The sequence below is a fragment of the Amycolatopsis acidicola genome, assembly GCF_007713735.2.
In the GTDB taxonomy this organism is placed as follows: domain Bacteria; phylum Actinomycetota; class Actinomycetes; order Mycobacteriales; family Pseudonocardiaceae; genus Amycolatopsis_E; species Amycolatopsis_E acidicola.
In genome coordinates this window covers 97772-115369 of the sequence record NZ_VMNW02000015.1, presented here as the reverse complement: position 1 = coordinate 115369, position 17598 = coordinate 97772, and the positions used below count along the sequence as shown (strand labels likewise).

Below are 17598 nucleotides of genomic sequence, written 5' to 3'. Positions count from 1 at the left end.
TTCCCCGGAAAGTGACGCGCGCCACATTCCGGAATGCCGGTTTCGCGGCTTTCCCACCATCGGTGTGATCCGCCCCCGTGTCCCGTACGTGTAACGGGGGTAGCTGTGGAGACACCACGAGTATTCAGGAGCTTGTCATCGTCACCTTCGCCCTCGACATCAGCCACTACCAGCCTGCCTCGCTCGATCTCGCCGAGGCGAGACGCGAGGGCTGCGAGCTGGTGATCATCAAGGCGGGCGAAGGGGCTTCGATCACCGATCCGGCGTTCGCGAACAACCTCGCCAAGGGGCGCGCGGCGGGGCTGCTCACCGCGGCGTACTGGTATCTGCGCTCCAGCGCGTCCGCGCAGGCCCACGCTGACCTGGTGCGAAACGTTGTGCCGCACGGGGTGCCGGTCATCCCGGACGTCGAGTCGGGCAGCGGCGGGGTCGGGTTCGTGCAGGACGTCGTGAACCGAGTGCGCGCCGCGGGGTATCTGGTGCCGCTGACCTACCTGCCGCGTTGGTACTGGCAGCAGCTGGGCTCGCCGTCGCTCGCCGGGTTGCCGCCGTTGTGGTCCTCGCGCTATCCCGACACGGCGGTCGGTTCGCTCGCCGACGAATGGGCCGACGTGCCCGCCGGCTACTGGGACGGGTACGGCGGGCTCGGCGTCGAGCTACTGCAGTTCAGCAGTTCCGCCCGGATCGCGGGTTACGCCCCGCTCGACGCGAACGCCTACCGCGGCACCCGCGAACAACTCGCCGCCCTGCTCGGCCAGGGCGCGGGACCGGAAAACGATGAGGAGACCACCATGCTCGTGCCAGCCGGAACCAACGAACACGTCGTGCTGCCGTGCGCCGGGCGGCCGCTGTTCTGGTACCTCTACGCGGCTTTCGGGCATAGCGTGACCGTGCACCAGTGCGCCTACGTCATGCCGACGCAGTACGTCAGCACGGATCCGGTGTACGCCGGCGGCGGCTGGAACGACGATCACGTCTTCAACACCGACCGGCCCGGCCCGATCGACATCCCGCGGGACGGCAACGGAAACCAGCCGGTCGGCGTGGTGTTGCGCTACACCGCCGATCACGCCTTCACCACCTACGTCGGCTGATTCAGCAGGTCGCCCGGCGAAGTACCTGGCGCACCACCAATCGCGCGGTGGGTTTGACGGCTTCCCAGTACCAGTCGGCCCAGCGGTAGGCGACTTCGTCGGTGGTCTTCGCGCGCGCCTCGAAGGTCAGCAGGGTCCGGTTTTCGTGGTAGGGGTGGTAGGAGAGCGCGATCGCGATCGTGCCCCGGCGCGGTCGGCGGAACGACGGGAACTCCTGCGCGCTGACCCGCTGCCAGTCCGAGAACGAGGTCCAGAACCGCCCGGCCGTGCCGAGCACGACCTCCTGCCCGGCGCGTTCGCCGAGCACGGTCCACTGGCCGTTGCTGAGGATCTCGTCGAATCCCGGCGACGAAGAGTTGGGGCGCAACGGCATCGGCACCCCGAAGGCCCAGCCGAACAGGGCCGCCGGGTCGGAGCCGAATCTGCGGAGCGCGTCCGTCGTGCGCGTCGCCGGGGTGTCGACGAGCAGATGCTCGCGCAACACGAAGTCGTAGCTGGGCGCGAACTGGTCCAGCAGCCTCGGCGCGACGTGTTCCACGGTCACGGACCTCACCTCTTCGGTTCGCCGGCGAGAAGACTCGTAATTGTGGCCGGCCGGTGCGTGGTCCGCGGGAGAGTCGAAAGTCCCACGCCGGAGGAGTTGTTTTCCGCCGTCGGTGGCTAACGCCTGGTCAGCTGCGCGAGCGCGCGGACGACCGCGATGCAGCGATCTTCGATATACGCCAGTTCGCCATCGGTCGCGATGCGCCGTGCCTCCGCCGAGACGATGCCTTGTTGCAGCCAAAGGGCTTTCGCGCCGATCGCGACGGCTTGTCCGGCTATCCCCGGCGCCTCGGGTGCGGGCCGGAACACGTCGACGATGTCCACGGGGAACGGGATTTCGGCGAGGGAGCGGTACACCCTTTCGCCGAGGAGCACGTCCGCCGACGGATGCACCGGGATGATCCGGAAACCCGCGGCCTGCAGGCTGGCGGGCACGGAATGCGCGGACTTGTGCGGGCTGCGGCTCAGCCCCACCACCGCGATGGTCTCCGCCTCGGCGAGGACGCGTTCGGCAAGGTCACTCATGGTGAAGGGAACGAGCCCGGCTCCTCGGGAATTCCGTGCCCGGTTTTGTGGCATCGGGCGACGGGTAACCCACGGGGTGTAGGAGAGGAGCCCGTCGTGGACACCAATGCCTATGTCGCCTTCCTGGTGGTGGGGGTCCTGCTGGTCGCGATCGACGGCCAGTTCATCTACCACAGCGGAAAGCGCTATCTGCGTAACACACAAGGGAATCCGGAGGCCGGCGCGTCGATGACCCGGCTGGTCACCGTGCTGTTCCACCTGGTCGTGCTGGGCGCACTGGCGCTCCTGTCGACCATCGGCTTCCCCGGTGGCAGCTCGCTGCCGTCGGTGGTCGGCCGGATCGGCGTGATGTTGCTCGTGCTGGCGCTCGCGCACGCCATCACCCTCGGGGTGCTGGCGAGGGTGCGTGAGGAGCAGGTGGTCGAGGAGATGCACACTCGCGGGCGGGGTGTCGATCCCCGCGCGCAGGCGCCCATCGACCGGCAGCTGAGCGAGCCGGTGGTTTCGCCGGTGCCCGGCCAGGAAGGCCGGAACCCGCAGGTCAGCCCGAGCGTCGAGCAGGGCGGCCCGTATTCGACCGGCGGGAACCTGGTCTGAGGAGTGTTTCGAGAGTGGCCTGCGAGCCGCCGTTCTCACAGCAAGCGGCTCCGCCACGTTGGAAACACTCCCTAGCCGACGTGGGCCCGGCGGGAGTCCGGTGGGGTGCCGGGCTTTCGCCGGGCCCTTCCACTCGGCCAGGTGCCGCGACCGACGCGAGCCTCGTCCGGGGTGTTCGGCCATGGCGGCACGGTCGCGGCGACCACCAGCAGGCCCTCCGGTCCGGCGCGAAACTGGAACGTGGTCCTGATCGGCAGCGTCAGGCACACGCCCGGTACGAGGTCGGTGACTTCCTCCCGGTCCGCCATCGCGCGCCAGATCCGGCCCGCGCCACCGATGACGTACCAGATTTCTTCCACCGTGGCATGGGAAACGGCTTGCGACACCTGCTCCGGAGCCAACTCGAAACGCGCGAAGCTCGCTCGCTCCGGCAAGGTGCAGAGCGGCCGCACGCGGGAGCCGTCCGGCGCGATCGTTTCAGGTGTCTCTTCGACTTTGGCCGTCTGGAAGGTCATCGCGGCTCACGAACAGACCGCGCCCTTCGCCGCTGAGCCCACCAGTGCGGCGTACTTCGCCAGCACTCCGGTGCGCCGCGGCGCGGGCGGAATTTCCCAGCCTTCCTTACGCCGCGCCATTTCCGTCTCGTCGACGAGCACGTCGAGGGTGCGCTTCTCCATGTCCAGCACGATCGGATCGCCGTCGTGGACGAAGGCGATCGGGCCGCCGTGCGCGGCCTCCGGGGCCACGTGCCCGATGCACAAGCCCGTGGTACCACCGGAAAACCGGCCATCGGTGAGCAGCAGCACGTCCTTGCCGAGCCCCGCGCCCTTGATCGCGCCGGTGACCGCGAGCATCTCGCGCATCCCCGGCCCGCCGCGCGGACCCTCGTTGCGGATCACCACGACATCGCCGGGCTCAAGCGTGCCCAACGCGTCCATCGCGGCCTTCTCGCCGTCGAAAACCCTTGCCCTGCCTTCGAAACGCGAGGAGTCGAAGCCCGCGCTCTTGACCACCGCGCCCTCCGGCGCGAGCGAACCGTGCAGGATCGTGAGGCCGCCGGTCGGGTGGATCGGGTCCGAAAGTTTGCGGATGACGTCACCGTCGAGCTCGGGCGGCGACAACCGGTCCAGGTTCTCCGCCATCGTCCTGCCGGTGACCGTCAGGCAGTCGCCGTTGAGCAAACCCGCGTCCAGCAACGCTTTCATCACCACCGGCACCCCGCCGATCCGGTCCACCGCCGTCATCACGTAGCGCCCGAACGGTTTGACGTCGGCCAGGTGCGGCACGCGGTCGCCGATGCGCGTGAAATCGTCCAGCGTCAGCTCGACCTCGGCCTCGTGCGCGATCGCCAGCAGGTGCAACACGGCGTTGGTCGAACCGCCGAGCGCCATCACCACGGCGATCGCGTTCTCGAACGCCTCGCGGGTCAGCACGTCGCGCGCGGTGATCCCCTTTTCGAGCATCCCGACGATCGCCTCGCCGCTTTCGCGCGCGAACCTGTCGCGCCGCCGGTCCACCGAGGGCGGGCTGGCCGACCCCGGCAGCGACATGCCGAGCGCTTCGGCCGCGGAGGCCATCGTGTTCGCCGTGTACATCCCGCCGCAGGCGCCTTCGCCGGGGCAGATCGCCCGCTCGATCTTGTCGACCTGCTCCCGCGAGATCAGCCCGCGAGCACAGGCCCCGACCGCCTCGAAGGCGTCGATGATCGTCACTTCCTGACCGTCCACCTTGCCGGGCAGGATCGAACCCGCGTAGAGGAACACCGCCGCGAGGTCGAGTCGTGCCGCGGCCATCAGCATGCCCGGCAGGCTCTTGTCGCAGCCCGCGAGCAGCAGCGCGCCGTCGAGGCGTTCGGCCTGCATCACGGTTTCCACGGAGTCGGCGATCACCTCGCGGGAGACCAGCGAGTAGTGCATCCCCTCGTGGCCCATGCTGATGCCGTCGCTGACCGAGATCGTGCCGAACTCCAGCGGGTAACCGCCGCCGGCGTGCACCCCCTGCTTTCCGGCCTGCGCGAGCCGCTGCAGCGAAAGGTTGCACGGGGTGATCTCGTTCCAGGACGAGGCGATGCCGATCTGCGGCTTCGCGAAATCTTCGTCGCCCATTCCGAGCGCGCGCAGCATCCCACGGGCTGCGGCCCGTTCGAGGCCATCGGTCACGTCACGGGATCGCGGCTTGAGGTCGGCCATGCTAAGCACGATATGCCTGGCTTCGGCGCCTCGCACAGCCGAAAAATATCTACAAAACGTTGACGACCGAGATAACCTTGTAGACAATTGAGGGCATGACGATGGTGTCATTCGACCGGGATCCGACCACCTACCGGCACTGGCGCCTCCGGCTCGAGCCGCCGGTGGCCTGGCTGGAGCTGGACGTCGACGAGAACGGCGGGCTCGTCGAGGGTTACGAGCTCAAGCTCAACTCCTACGACCTCGGCGTGGACATCGAGCTGTACGACGCCGTGCAGCGCCTGCGCTTCGAGCATCCCGAGATCGGCGCCGTCGTCATCACCAGCGCCAAGGACAAGGTGTTCTGCGCGGGCGCGAACATCCGGATGCTCGCGGGCTCCCCGCACGAGTGGAAGGTGAACTTCTGCAAGTTCACCAACGAGACCCGCAACGGCATCGAGGATGCCACGGAGAACTCCGGTCAGGTCTATCTCGCCGCGGTGAACGGCAGCTGTGCCGGCGGCGGCTACGAAATCGCGCTGGCCTGCGAGAAGATCCTGCTTGTCGACGACAACTCCTCCACCGTCGCCCTGCCCGAAGTCCCGCTGCTCGGCGTGCTGCCGGGCACCGGCGGGCTGACCAGGGTCACCGACAAACGCCGCGTGCGCAAAGACCGCGCCGACGTGTTCGCCACCCGCCCGGACGGGGTCAAGGGCCGCACCGCCGTCGACTGGCGGCTGGTGGACGAACTGGTGCCGCGCCAGGAATTCCGCGACGTCGTCACCAAACGCGCCCGCGAACTCGCCGCGCGCACGCACCGTCCCGCCGACGCCGAGGGCATCGAGCTGACGCCGCTCGAACGCACCGAGACCGAGGACGAGATCCGCTACCCGAACGTCACCGCGAAGCTCGACCGGGCAGGCGGCGTCGTCACGATCACCGTGCGGGCCGCGGAGAACGAAGGCTGGCTGCTCGCGATGACGCGCGAGCTGGACGACCTGATCCTGCGCCTGCGCACGAACGAACCGACGCTGGGCACCTGGCTGCTGCGCACCGAGGGCGACCCCGACGTGGTGCTCGCGCACGAACGGCGCCTGCTCGCCGCGTCCGACTGGCTGTCCAACGAAATCCTGCACTTCTACAAGCGGACGCTGAAACGCCTGGACGTGACCAGCCGCAGCCTCATCGCGCTGATCGAACCGGGCAGCTGCTTCGCCGGGCTCTTGCTCGAGCTGGCGCTGGCGTGCGACAGGCAGTACATGCTGGACGGTCCTCCGATCGACGACGAGGACAGCCCCGAACGCGCGTCGATCACGGTGTCGGAGGCCAACTTCGGGGTGTTCCCGATGGGCAATGGCCTGTCCCGCCTGGAATCCCGGTTCTACGGCGAATCCGATCACCTGGACTGGCTCAAGCGCGAACGTGATCATCCGATCGGCGCGCCGGAGGCGGTGGAGCTCGGGCTGGTGACCGACGCCCCGGACGACCTCGACTGGGAGGACGAGATCCGGATCGTCGTCGAGGGCCGCGCCGCGCTGTCGCCCGACGCGCTCACCGCGATGGAGGCCAACCACCGGTTCGTCGGGCCGGAGACCATCGAGACCAAGATCTTCGGACGGCTCACGGCCTGGCAGAACTGGATCTTCACGAGACCGAACGCCGCCGGCCCCGAGGGCGCGCTGCGCCGCTACGGGACCGGCCAGAAGCCCACCTTCGACCGCAAGCGGGTGTGACCAGTGCCGGAGCAGATCGACTACGACGCCAAGATCCCGAACAACGTCAGCCTCGCCTCGGACCGCAGGCTGCAGCGGGCGCTGGAGGGCTGGCAGCCGAAGTTCATGAACTGGTGGGGCGAAATGGGCCCCACACTGGAAACCCAGGGCGTGTACCTGCGGACGGCGGTCAGCGTCGGCCGCGACGGCTGGGCGCATTTCGACCACGTCAACGTGCCCGACTACCGCTGGGGCATCTTCCTCGCCGAACGCGACCCGGACCGCAAGATCGCGTTCGGCGAGCACAAGGGCGAACCGGCGTGGCAGCAGGTTCCCGGCGAGTACCGCGCCGATCTGCAGCGGCTGATCGTGATCCAGGGCGACACCGAACCGGCTTCGGTGGAACAGCAGAAACTGCTGGGGCTGACCGCTCCTTCGCTCTACGATCTCCGGAACCTGTTCCAGGTCAATGTCGAAGAGGGCCGCCACCTGTGGGCGATGGTGTACCTGCTGCACGCCTACTTCGGCCGCGAAGGGCGTGAAGAGGCGGAGGGGCTGCTGCACCGGAACTCCGGCAGTCCCGACTCGCCCCGCATCCTCGGCGCGTTCAACGAGGAGACCGCGGACTGGCTGGCCTTCTACATGTTCACCTACTTCACCGACCGCGACGGGAAGTACCAGCTGGGCACGCTGAAGGAGTCGGCGTTCGACCCGCTCTCCCGCACGTGTGAGTTCATGCTCAAGGAGGAAGCGCACCACATGTTCGTCGGCACCACCGGCGTCGACCGCGTGGTGCAGCGTTCCGCCGAGCTGATCCGCGAGCACGACACGATGGATATCGCGGCGCACGGTGGGATCCCGCTGGACATCATCCAGCGCTACATCAACTTCCACTACACCGTCTCGCTGGACCTGTTCGGCAGCGAGACCTCCACCAACGCCGCCAACTACTACACGGCCGGGCTCAAGGGCCGGTGGATGGAGCCGCGTCGCAAGGACGACCACCAGCTCACCGACGACGCCGCCGAGCTGATGCGGCCGCGCGACGACGGCACGTGGGAGACCGAGGAGATGCAGAAGATCCTGCTGCTGAACCTGGATCTGCGCGGTGAATACATCTCGGACTGCCAGTCGGGCGTGAAACGGTGGAACAAGATCCTCGCCGACAACGACATCTCCTACACCTTCGCGCTGCCACACCCTGGTTTCAACCGGCAGGTCGGCATAAACTCCGGCCACCACATCACGCCGGACGGAACCATCGTGGACGAGCAGACCTGGCAGGCAGGGCAGCACAGGTGGCTGCCGACGAGCGAGGACCTCGCCTTCGTCCGCTCGCTGATGCACCCGGTGTACGAACGCGGCAAGATCGCGAGCTGGGTCGCGCCGCCACGGCAGGGCATCAACGGCAAGCCGTTCGACTACGAATACGTGTACCTCTGAGGAGTGTGCGATGGTCGGGTTCAATGCTGTGGACTACTTGCTCGACCGGCACGTCAGGGAGGGTCGCGGCGCCCGGACGGCGGTACGCGCGCCTGGTCGCACGTTGACCTACGCCGAGCTGGCGGACGAGGTACGTCGCGTCGCCGGCGGGTTCCGGAGTATCGGTGTGCGCCCGGAGGAACGGGTGATGCTGTGCATGGTGGACGGCGTCGAGATGCTCAGCGCCGTGCTCGGGGCGATGGCGAGCGGCGCGGTGCCGGTACCCGTGTCCACGATGGTGACCGGGCCGGAGCTGGGCAAGGTGCTCGCCGACTCCCGCGCCCGCGTGCTGTGCGTTTCGGCGGAGTTCGCCGCGGCGGCGAAGGAAGCGATCGCGCTCGCCCCGGAGGTCACCGACGTGGTCCTCGACCGGGCCGATCCGGCCGCTTTCCCTTCGGTGACAACGCATGACTGGTCACAACTGTCCACTTCGGACGCGGTGCGGCCGTACGAGACGTGGGAGGACTCGCCCGCGTTGTGGTTGTACACGTCGGGCACCACGGGTGAACCGAAGGGCGCGATGCACCGGCACGCGAGCATCCGCGCGGTGTGCGAAACCTACGGCAGCCAGGTGCTCGGAATCAGGGGCGACGACAGCTGCCTGTCCGTGGCGAAACTCTTCTTTGCTTATGGCATAGGGAATTCGCTGTTCTTCCCGTTCTCCGTCGGCGCGACGACGGTGCTCGAGCCGTCGAAGCCGAGCCCGAAGCTGATCGCCGAGCGCGTGCGCGAGGAACAGCCCTCGTTGTTCTTCGCGGTACCCACGTTCTACTCGGCGTTGCTGTCCAGCGATATCCCCGACGACACGTTTTCCTCGGTGCGCCAAGCGGTTTCGGCCGGAGAGCCGTTGCCCGCCGTGTTGTTCGAGCGCTTCCGGTCGAGGTTCGGGGTGGAGATCCTCGACGGCATCGGCTCGACAGAGGCGTTGCACATCTTCCTGTCGAACCGCCCCGGTGCCGTGGTTCCCGGCACCACCGGCACCGCCGTTCCCGGTTACGACGTCGAAATCCGCGACGCGTCAGGCGTGCGCATCGAGGGCACCGGCGAGCCGGGCGAGCTGTTCGTGCGCGGGCCGTCCACCGCGTTCGGGTACTGGAGCCGGTACGAGACGTCGAAGCGGGTGTTCCAAGGCGACTGGCTGCGCACGGGTGACAGCTATGTGCGCAACGACGACGGCACTTACACTTGTCTCGGCAGGTTCAACGACATGCTGAAAGCCGGTGGCATCTGGGTGTCACCGTCCGAAGTGGAGCAAAGACTGTTGCAGCATCCCGATGTGGCGGAGGTGGCCGTGGTCGCGGCGCCGGACGAGGACGGCATCGACAAACCGGTGGCGTGCGTGGTGCCGGTCGCCGGGCGTGAGCTGGACCAGCAGGCGCTGATCGAGTTCTGCCGGGAGGGCCTCGCGGCGTTCAAGCGCCCGCGTGCCGTGGTCGGGGTCGCCGAGCTGCCGAAGACGGCCACCGGCAAGATCCGCCGCAACGTGATCCGCGAGCAGGTCCGTGACGCGCTGCGCCCGGGGGCGCTCGCGTGATCGATGGCAGGACAGTGGTGGACGCGCACGTCCACGTTCCCCGGCTGAGCACGCTGAAACCCGCCTGGCTCGACTGGGCCGAACAGTTCTCCGGCCCGCACGACTGGCGTTCCGCCTACGACGAGAACGGTGACCCGGTACCGTCGCGTTTGGACAGTCTGCTGGCCTCGGAGGGCGTCGACCGCGCGTTGTTGTTCTGCGAGTACAGCCCGCGCGCCACGGGCATCCAGCCGATCGAGGACAACCTGCCGTTGGTTCGCCACAACCCCGAGCGCTTCCGCCTGGTGGCCAACGTGAACCCGCACCTGCACCATCCGGTCGCGGCCGAGGTGGAGCGGCAGCTCGATCTCGGCGCGGTGGCGCTGAAGATCCACCCGGTGCACGGCGCGTTTTCCCCGGCGGACAAGGAGTTGTACGCCGCGTACCAGGTGTGCGCCGAGCGCGGGGTGCCGGTGATCCTGCATTCCGGCACGAGCAGTTTCCCCGGCGCGCGGGCGAGTTTCGGCAACCCGGAGCTGCTCTCCGACGTGGTCGAGGACTTCCCGCGGGTGAACTTCGTCTTCGCGCACGGCGGCCGTGGCTGGTGGTACGACGTGGCGGCGTTCCTGGCGCTGGCGAAGGAAAACGTGTGGCTGGACCTGGCTGGCCTGCCGCCGAAGAAACTGCCCGACTACTACGCGCGGTTCGACCTGGAAAGGCTCGCCGGGAAGTTCGTCTTCGGCACGGACTGGCCCGGCGTCCCCGGCGCGAGCCGGAACGTACGTGCCCTTGCCGCACTCGGCCTGCCGGACGACGTGCTCACCGACGTGCTGTCCGGTAATGCCGGGAAACTCTTTCCAGGGCTGGGAATCTAGCCCACGGGCTGGTGCAGGCAGAGGGTGTTTCCCTCGCTGTCGGTGAACCACGCGGCCTTTTCACCTTCCATGGTCGCGATGTGCCCGACGGTGTGCAGTTCGCCAGCGTCGAAGTCCTGGAACCGGACCCCGCGTTCTTCCAGCTCGCCGACCTCCGCGGCGATGTCGCCGACCTCGAAGCTCAGCGCGGTGTTCGGGCTGGGCTCGGTGTTCGGCAGCACCCGCAGCCCGATGGCGCCGCCGCCACCGACCTCGAAGTAGTGCGTCCCGTCGGGACTGCTGGCGACCTCGTGCAGGCCGAGCGCGTCGGTGTAGAACCGCCGGGCGCGGTCGCCGTCGTGCACCGGGAGCATGGTGACCACAGTGGACTTGCTGAGCATGGCGGCCTCCTCGCGGGCCGGGCGCCGCTGCCTCGTGCGGCGCGACTGAACTCATCGTGCGCTCGCGACCGCCGCGGAGGCAATCAGTTCTGGCCGTTGACTTCCCGCAGTGTCCGCATGGCAGCGGCGAGTGCTTCGGAGGCCTCGGGTCCGAGCGGTTCGAGCACCCGGCGCCGCAGGATTTCGGCACACGCCTGGCGCGCCTTCTCCGCGATCTCACGCCCGTGCTCGGTGAGGCAGGCGTACGTCACGCGGCGGTCGTGCGGGCTGGGCAGCCGGCAGATCAGGTCCGCGGTCACCATCCGGTCGGCGACCTTGGTGAACCCGCCGCTCGACAACGCGGCCTCGTTGGCCAGTTTCGTCATCGGCATCTGGTGGCCGGGGGTGCGCACGAGTCGCAACAGGATGTCGAACGACGCCGGGGCCAGGCCGAAGCGCTCCGCGATCTCGCCCAGCAGCTTGTCCTGTGTGGCCAGGTAACCCTCGATCACCAGACCCCACCACGTCACGATTTCGTCGTCATCCGCCACACCCCCAGTATAGGCACAGTTATCTTGCCGGAATATATCTTGCTGGCGAGAGGTTATCCGGCTAGCTTGGGCGGCAGCCCCGCAGAGGAGGACCCGATGTCCATCAAGACGACCGGCCTGCACCATGTGACGGCGATCGGCGGCGATCCGCAGCGCAATGCCGACTTCTACCTGCGCACGCTCGGGTTGCGCCTGGTGAAGACGACAGTCAACTTCGACGATCCTGGCACTTATCACCTCTACTACGGCGACGAGTCCGGCAAGCCGGGCACGTTGATGACCTTCTTCCCGTGGCGCGACGCCAAACCCGGCCGGCGCGGCACGGGGCAGGTGACCACCACTTCGTTCTCGGTACCGGCGCACTCCATCGGCTGGTGGAAGGACCAGCTGGCCGAGGCCGGCGTGACCACGGGCCGTATCGCGAACCGTGACGGCGAGGACGTGTTGCTCTTCGACGACCCGGACGGCCTGCAGCTCGCGCTCGTCGCGCATCCGCAGGGCGACCCGCGCGACCCGTGGGACAACGGGCACGTGCCTGCCGAACACGCGATCCGCGGCCTGCACTCGGTCACGCTGTCGGTCGCCGAGGAGGACGCGACCGCCGAGATGTTCCGCGATCTCGGGCTCACGTTCACCGGCCAGGAGTCCAACCGGCTCCGGTTCAGCGCGGGCGAAGGCGGCCCCGGCGCGATCGTGGACGTGCTCGTCACCCCGGATGTCCCACGAGGACTCGTCTCCACGGGCACCGTGCACCACGTCGCGTGGCGCGCGCCGGACGAGGAGACCCAGGCGGGCTGGCGTTCGGAGCTGCTGGACGCCGGGCTCAAGGTAACGTCCATTTTGGACCGTCAGTACTTCCGCTCGATCTACTTCCGCGAGCCTGGTGGCACGCTGCTGGAGGTGGCGACCGACCAGCCGGGCTTCGCGATCGACGAGCCGCTGCTCGAACTGGGCCGCGCGCTGAAGCTGCCGCCGTGGCTGGAGCCGGACCGCGAGCAGATCGCGCACATGCTGCCGAAGCTGAACCTGCCCAGCGAGAACAACCCGGAGCTGGTGTGAGCGGTCTGGAGCACAAGTTCGTCGAGGGCGCTCCGGACGCGCCCGCGCTGTTGTTGTTGCACGGCACCGGCGGCGGCCCGGAGGATCTGCTCGGCCTGGCCCGCGAGCTGAGCCCGCGTTCGGCGCTGCTCGCGCCGGCGGGCCCGGTCTCCGAGAACGGTGCGGCGCGTTGGTTCCGGCGCCGCGCGGAGGGCGTGTTCGACTACGAAGACGTCGTCCGCCGGGCGAACGAGCTCGCGGATTTCGTGCTGGCCACGCGCGAGCAGTACAACCTGGCCGGACGGCTGGTCGCCGTCGGATTTTCCAATGGCGCCAACGTCGCCGGCGCGGTCACGCTGCTCCGGCCGGACGCGCTCACCGAGGCGGCGCTGTTCGCCTCGATGCTCCCGGTGCCGGATCCGCCGCCGCACGACCTGAGCGGCAGCCGTGTGTTCCTGTCGAACGGGGAGCGGGACCCGATGGCGCCCCTGCCGTCCACGGAACGCTTCATCGAACTGCTGCGCGAGCGCTCGGCGCAAGTGACGCTGCACCGCCACCCCGGAGGCCACCTCGTCACGCCGGAGGCGGTGGCGGCGGCGAAAGCCTGGCTGGCCGACAATTGACCGCATGAGCGCGGTGGAGCAGTGGGCGGAGCACCTGGCGGGCTGGGCGATCCCCGGGCACATCCTCGCGGCCGCACCGGAGTCGCCGTTCACGTTGCCGGGCAAGGTTTTCGTGCGCCGGGCCGACCGGCAGATCGGCGGGCCCCGCACCCCGACGCACCGGTCGGTGCTCGCCGCGCTCGACGGCGGCGGGACGCTGCTCGACGTCGGCGCGGGCGCGGGTGCCGCGAGCCTGCCCTGCGCGGAGGCGATCACCCACGTCACGGCCGTGGACACGAATCTGCTCGAGGAATTCGCGGAACGGGCGGAAATGCTCGGGCTGCCGCACCGTACCGTCGAAGGGCGCTGGCCCAACGCCGCCGCTCAAGCCGGGACCGTGGACGTCACCGTGTGCGCCAACGTGCTCTACAACGTGCCCGACCTGGAGCCGTTCGTCCGTGCGCTGAACGAGCACACGCGCCGCGCGGTCGTGGTCGAGCTCAACGAGCACCATCCGATGACGCGGATGAGCCCGCTGTGGGAACGGTTCCACGGCATCCACCGCCCCGGAAGGCCGACGTCGGACGACGCTGTCGCGGCACTGCGCGAGCTGGGCGTGCGGCCGGAAATCCGGCGCTGGCAAGAGAAAGCGGCCCCCATCCCGTTCCCCGAACTCGTCGAGACCACGCGCAAACGGCTCTGCCTCGGCGTGGACAGGGCCGACGAGGTCGCCGACGCGCTGCGCGGGACGGACCCGGGAATCCGGCGTATGACGACGGTGACCTGGTCACCCGAACGGACGCTCTGACGGGCGAACCCCGTGGTGGGGGACGACAATGGCGCAATGACACACGCGCAGGAAGGCGAACCGCAGAAGGCTCCGCCGCACGCCGCGGCCCGGCCCGCGCGGATCAAGCACACCAGGGTCAGCGGCACTTGGATCGCCGTCATCGTCGCCCTCGTCCTGCTGGTCTTTCTGCTGATCTTCATTCTGCAGAACCTCGAGGACGCCACGGTCACGTTCCTCTGGGGCAGCGGCAGCATCCCGCTCGCGCTCGCGATGCTGTTCTCCGCGATCGCCGGCGCGGCGCTGGTCGCGCTGGTCGGGGCGGCCCGGATCATGCAGTTACGCAAAGCGACAAAACGCCTCGGCCGATCACCCCGGTGAGGTCACGACGTAGGACGGCAACCGTGGCCAGTGCCGGCATCGTCGCCGACCGGATCGGCGCGCAGCTCGGTTAGCATCTCGGCGTGACCAGCGAAGACCTTCCCGCGATCCCGCAGACCGAAGACCAGAACCTGCTGCGCAGGGCTGGGCGCGTCGCCGGCTGGGCGGCGCGCACCGGCGCCGGGCTGACCAGACGGCTGCCCGGCGTGGATCTCGCCGGTGAGGGGTTGCGGCAGGTCGAGCGGCAGGTGCTGTCCGGCCTGCGCAGGCGCCTGGACGAGGTGGACGACCCGTACGTGGTCGCGCTCAGTGCCGCCTCGGCCGGCAACGAACACAACGGGAACAACGGCTCCCCGGCGCAGCTCGTGCTCGCCGGGGAGCCGTTGCGCACCGCGATGAAGGAGCTGCTCGACCGGTCGATCGGGTTCGACCGGGAGCGGGCGCGCGAGTACCTCTACGCCACCGTGCTGCGCCGGCTCACCCCGGACGAGGCGCGCATCATCGCCGTGCTCGCGGACGGCGACCCGTTCCCCGCCGTGGACGTCGTGGCCAAGGGGAGCCGGATTCTGCTGCGCAACGCCTCGACCGTGGGGATCTCGGCCGGCGTGACCCTGCCCGACGAGGTGCCGAGCTACCTGACCAGGCTGGCCGGGCTCGGCCTGGTGGACATCACCGACGACGACCCGGTGCTGTCCGCTCAGCACGAGATCCTCGCCACCGACGAGCTGGTCCGCGCGGCGCAGGCGAGCGCGAAGCGGACGAAGCTGATCCGGCACACCGTCCGGCTGTCCCGGTTCGGCTCGCGGTTCTGGGCGGCGTGCGATCCTGCGGTCCGGACTCGCGTCGAGTGAGCCGGGCCACTACCGTGTAACGAAATCGCAAGCCTCGGCGCTGGACAGGGAGGCGTCCACGGGTGCCGCGGCCGGTATGCGCTGGGGTTATACCACATTTCAGCCGGAAATGGTACATTTCTGTTGCTATTGTCACATGTGTTTCTTCGTCGTTGCAGGTAGTTAGCCTGCGGCGCCCGGCTTGCGCTGAACGGGCTAACTGACTCTGTTAGCTTGTTTTGACATGTCCGGAAAGCACTTGATCGAATCTCCGACCAAGGCCGACGGCAAGTCGCTGTGGCGAATAGCACGGGATTCACAGAAGCTGGATCTCAACACGCCGTACGCGTATTTGTTGTGGTGCCGGGATTTCGCCGAAACATCAGTTGTGGCCAAAGTGGACGGTGAAGCGGTCGGTTTCGTGATGGCGTACCGTAGACCGCAGGCACCCGAGGTGGCGCTGGTGTGGCAGGTTGCCGTCGACGCGTCGCAGCGCGGTCAGGGCCTGGCTGGGGCACTGCTGGACGAGTTGTACACCCGTCTGGTGAGCCAGGGCGTCCGCTACCTGGAGACCACGATCACACCGGACAACAAAGCCTCGATCAGATTGTTCGCGTCGTTCGGCGAGCGCTGGGGCGCGACCGTCGAACAAACGACGCTGTTCGCTCGCGCCGATTTCCCGGACACCGGCGAGCAGCATGAGCAAGAGGACCTCTACCGTATCGGCCCGCTTACTCTCCGGCAAAAGCCGGAATAGCGGTCGATAAGGAAAATCGGGAGTTGAAAAAACCAGTGAGCATCTTCGAAAAGCTGGAATCCGAAGTTCGCAGCTACAGCCGTGGCTGGCCGGTCGTGTTCGACCGCGCCGTCGGCAGCCACCTGTACGCCGAGGACGGCACGCCGTACCTCGACTTCTTCGCCGGCGCGGGTGCGCTCAACTACGGGCACAACAACCCGATCCTCAAGCAGGCTCTGCTCGACTACATCTCGCGCGACGGCGTGACGCACGCGCTGGACATGTACACCGTCGCCAAGCGCGACCTGCTGCAGACGCTCGAGGACAAGATCCTCGGGCCGCGCGAGCTCGAGTACAAGGTCGTCTTCCCCGGCCCCGGTGGCGCGAACGCCGTCGAGGCCGCGCTGAAGCTCGCCCGCAAGGTGACCGGCAAGGAGTCGGTCATCAACTTCACCAACGCGTTCCACGGCATGACGCTGGGCGCGCTTTCGGTCACGGGTAACTCGATGAAGCGCAGCGGCGCGGGCATCCCGCTCGTGCACGCCACGCCGATGCCGTACGACCAGTACTTCGACGGCGCGTACCCGGACTTCCTGTACTTCGAACGGCTGCTCGACGACTCGGGCAGTGGCCTGAACGCGCCGGCCGCCGTGATCGTGGAGACCGTGCAGGGCGAAGGCGGGATCAACGCGGCCGGGATCGAATGGCTGCGCGGGCTTTCGGATCTGTGCCAGCGGCACAACATCCTGCTGATCGTCGACGACGTGCAGATGGGCTGCGGCCGCACCGGCCCGTTCTTCAGCTTCGAGGACGCCGGCATCTACCCGGACATGGTCTGCCTGTCCAAGTCGATCGGCGGCTACGGCCTGCCGCTCGCGCTCACGCTGATCAAGCCGGAGCTGGACGTCTGGGAGCCGGGCGAGCACAACGGCACCTTCCGCGGGATCAACCCGGCGTTCGTCACCGCCGCCGAGGCGCTGCGCGCCTACTGGAGCGACGACGAGCTGGAGAAGTCCACGCGCGCCAAGGGTGAGCGGATCGGCAACACACTGCAGGGCATCGCCGAGAGCTACCCCGAGTCGAACGTGCTCGCCAAGGGGCGCGGGTTCGCGCGCGGGCTCGAGTTCGAGAGCGGCGAGATCGCGGGCAAGGTGTGCGCGGCCGCGTTCGAGCGTGGTCTGCTGATGGAGACCTCCGGTCCGGACAGCGAGGTGGCCAAGCTGTTGCCGCCGCTGACCCTGTCCGACGCCGAAGTGGACGAAGGCCTCGGCATCATCGACGCCTCGGTCAAGTCCGTTCTTGGCAAGTAGTACCAAGCAAGGAGAAGGAGAGAGTTTTGATCGTCCGTACCCTCGACGAGATCACCGACACCGACGCTGACATCAAGACGCCGAACTGGCGGAGCAAGCGCATTATCCTGGCGAAGGAAAAGCTCGGGTTCTCGGTTCACGAAACCACGTTGTACGCGGGCACCGTGAACGACTTCTGGTACGCGAACCACATCGAGGCCGTCTTCGTGACCGAAGGCGAGGGCGAGGTCGAAAACAAGGCCACCGGCGAGGTGCACCAGCTCAAGCCGGGCTCCATCTACGTGCTGAACGACCACGACAAGCACCAGGTGCGGCCGAAGACCGAGATGAAGACCGTCTGCGTCTTCAACCCCCCGGTCACCGGGCGCGAGGTGCACGACGAGAACGGGGTTTACCCGCTCATCGTCGAGGAATGATGGCTCCGGGCTGACGCGGAGCGAACTCCCACCACATCAAATTAAAGAGGGGCAGTCGAAGAGGAGGCGAACCGATTTG

The 17598-nt window shown here is 68.1% G+C and carries 20 protein-coding genes; 14 read left to right on the top strand and 6 right to left on the bottom strand.

Going from position 1 to position 17598, the window contains the following annotated elements:
- The first annotated feature begins 77 nt into the window (after nt 1–77).
- Nucleotides 78–1094 carry a glycoside hydrolase family 25 protein gene (locus FPZ12_RS13545; protein ID WP_341771219.1) on the top strand — a complete coding sequence of 339 codons (1017 nt, stop codon included), beginning with the start codon at nt 78–80 and terminating at the stop codon, nt 1092–1094.
- 1 nt (nt 1095) lies between these two features.
- Here the strand turns inward: FPZ12_RS13545 and FPZ12_RS13540 are convergent, their stop codons facing one another.
- Nucleotides 1096–1638: a hypothetical protein gene (locus tag FPZ12_RS13540; RefSeq protein ID WP_144750200.1), complete on the bottom strand. Its 543-nt coding sequence runs from the start codon at nt 1636–1638 to the stop codon at nt 1096–1098.
- A 116-nt stretch (nt 1639–1754) separates the two neighbouring features.
- A complete protein-coding gene (locus tag FPZ12_RS13535) occupies nt 1755–2162 on the bottom strand; it encodes a CoA-binding protein (RefSeq protein ID WP_144750202.1) in 408 nt (135 codons plus the stop codon).
- A gap of 96 nt (nt 2163–2258) precedes the next feature.
- Between FPZ12_RS13535 and FPZ12_RS13530 the strand changes: the two genes are divergently transcribed.
- Nucleotides 2259–2759 carry a hypothetical protein gene (locus FPZ12_RS13530; RefSeq protein ID WP_144750204.1) on the top strand — a complete coding sequence of 167 codons (501 nt, stop codon included), beginning with the start codon at nt 2259–2261 and terminating at the stop codon, nt 2757–2759.
- Between the two features lie 71 nt (nt 2760–2830).
- On the opposite strand, the gene FPZ12_RS13525 is transcribed toward FPZ12_RS13530, so the two are convergent.
- Together FPZ12_RS13525 and ilvD are read right to left on the bottom strand one after the other, a co-directional pair.
- Complete coding sequence (locus tag FPZ12_RS13525) at nt 2831–3274, bottom strand: cupin domain-containing protein (protein WP_144750206.1); 444 nt, start codon at nt 3272–3274, stop codon at nt 2831–2833.
- A gap of 6 nt (nt 3275–3280) precedes the next feature.
- Nucleotides 3281–4948, bottom strand: coding sequence for a dihydroxy-acid dehydratase (gene ilvD, locus FPZ12_RS13520; RefSeq protein WP_144750208.1), 1668 nt, complete (start codon nt 4946–4948; stop codon nt 3281–3283).
- Nucleotides 4949–5043: 95 nt separating this feature from the next.
- Here ilvD and boxC point away from each other — a divergent pair, with 95 nt between their 5' ends.
- From boxC to FPZ12_RS13500, 4 genes are read left to right on the top strand one after another with little or no spacing between them, the layout of a single operon-like run.
- The gene (gene boxC, locus FPZ12_RS13515) at nt 5044–6660 is read left to right on the top strand and encodes a 2,3-epoxybenzoyl-CoA dihydrolase (protein WP_424923599.1); all 1617 of its coding nucleotides are present in this window, start codon (nt 5044–5046) and stop codon (nt 6658–6660) included.
- Nucleotides 6661–6663: 3 nt separating this feature from the next.
- Nucleotides 6664–8082, top strand: coding sequence for a benzoyl-CoA 2,3-epoxidase subunit BoxB (gene boxB / locus FPZ12_RS13510; RefSeq protein ID WP_144750212.1), 1419 nt, complete (start codon nt 6664–6666; stop codon nt 8080–8082).
- Nucleotides 8083–8092: 10 nt separating this feature from the next.
- Nucleotides 8093–9655 (top strand): benzoate-CoA ligase family protein, encoded by a 1563-nt coding sequence (locus tag FPZ12_RS13505; RefSeq protein WP_144750214.1) that lies wholly within the window; start codon nt 8093–8095, stop codon nt 9653–9655.
- A complete protein-coding gene (locus FPZ12_RS13500) occupies nt 9652–10509 on the top strand; it encodes an amidohydrolase family protein (protein ID WP_144750216.1) in 858 nt (285 codons plus the stop codon). The genes FPZ12_RS13505 and FPZ12_RS13500 overlap by 4 nt, the downstream gene beginning before the upstream one ends.
- Here FPZ12_RS13500 and FPZ12_RS13495 read toward each other — a convergent pair.
- The gene (locus tag FPZ12_RS13495) at nt 10506–10889 is read right to left on the bottom strand and encodes a VOC family protein (RefSeq protein ID WP_144750218.1); all 384 of its coding nucleotides are present in this window, start codon (nt 10887–10889) and stop codon (nt 10506–10508) included. The genes FPZ12_RS13500 and FPZ12_RS13495 overlap by 4 nt on opposite strands.
- 83 nt (nt 10890–10972) lie before the next feature.
- Nucleotides 10973–11419: a MarR family winged helix-turn-helix transcriptional regulator gene (locus FPZ12_RS13490; RefSeq protein WP_243769824.1), complete on the bottom strand. Its 447-nt coding sequence runs from the start codon at nt 11417–11419 to the stop codon at nt 10973–10975.
- 96 nt (nt 11420–11515) lie between these two features.
- On the opposite strand from FPZ12_RS13490, the gene FPZ12_RS13485 reads away from it, so the two are divergent.
- From FPZ12_RS13485 to FPZ12_RS13450, 8 genes are all read left to right on the top strand, one after another.
- Complete coding sequence (locus FPZ12_RS13485; RefSeq protein WP_144750222.1) at nt 11516–12478, top strand: ring-cleaving dioxygenase; 963 nt, start codon at nt 11516–11518, stop codon at nt 12476–12478.
- Nucleotides 12475–13080 carry an alpha/beta hydrolase gene (locus tag FPZ12_RS13480; protein ID WP_144750224.1) on the top strand — a complete coding sequence of 202 codons (606 nt, stop codon included), beginning with the start codon at nt 12475–12477 and terminating at the stop codon, nt 13078–13080. The genes FPZ12_RS13485 and FPZ12_RS13480 overlap by 4 nt, the downstream gene beginning before the upstream one ends.
- 4 nt (nt 13081–13084) lie before the next feature.
- Entirely contained in the window at nt 13085–13867 is a 783-nt protein-coding gene (locus FPZ12_RS13475; RefSeq protein ID WP_144750226.1) for a class I SAM-dependent methyltransferase, read from the top strand.
- A 36-nt stretch (nt 13868–13903) separates the two neighbouring features.
- Nucleotides 13904–14227 (top strand): lipopolysaccharide assembly protein LapA domain-containing protein, encoded by a 324-nt coding sequence (locus FPZ12_RS13470; protein WP_144750228.1) that lies wholly within the window; start codon nt 13904–13906, stop codon nt 14225–14227.
- A gap of 83 nt (nt 14228–14310) precedes the next feature.
- Nucleotides 14311–15078 carry an Abi-alpha family protein gene (locus tag FPZ12_RS13465; protein ID WP_208025840.1) on the top strand — a complete coding sequence of 256 codons (768 nt, stop codon included), beginning with the start codon at nt 14311–14313 and terminating at the stop codon, nt 15076–15078.
- 223 nt (nt 15079–15301) lie between these two features.
- Complete coding sequence (gene ectA / locus FPZ12_RS13460) at nt 15302–15814, top strand: diaminobutyrate acetyltransferase (protein WP_166462720.1); 513 nt, start codon at nt 15302–15304, stop codon at nt 15812–15814.
- A 35-nt stretch (nt 15815–15849) separates the two neighbouring features.
- On the top strand, nt 15850–17103 hold the full coding sequence (gene ectB / locus FPZ12_RS13455; protein WP_144750230.1) for a diaminobutyrate--2-oxoglutarate transaminase: 1254 nt from the start codon (nt 15850–15852) through the stop codon (nt 17101–17103).
- A 26-nt stretch (nt 17104–17129) separates the two neighbouring features.
- Nucleotides 17130–17519, top strand: coding sequence for an ectoine synthase (locus FPZ12_RS13450; protein WP_144750232.1), 390 nt, complete (start codon nt 17130–17132; stop codon nt 17517–17519).
- The last annotated feature ends 79 nt before the right edge of the window (nt 17520–17598 follow it).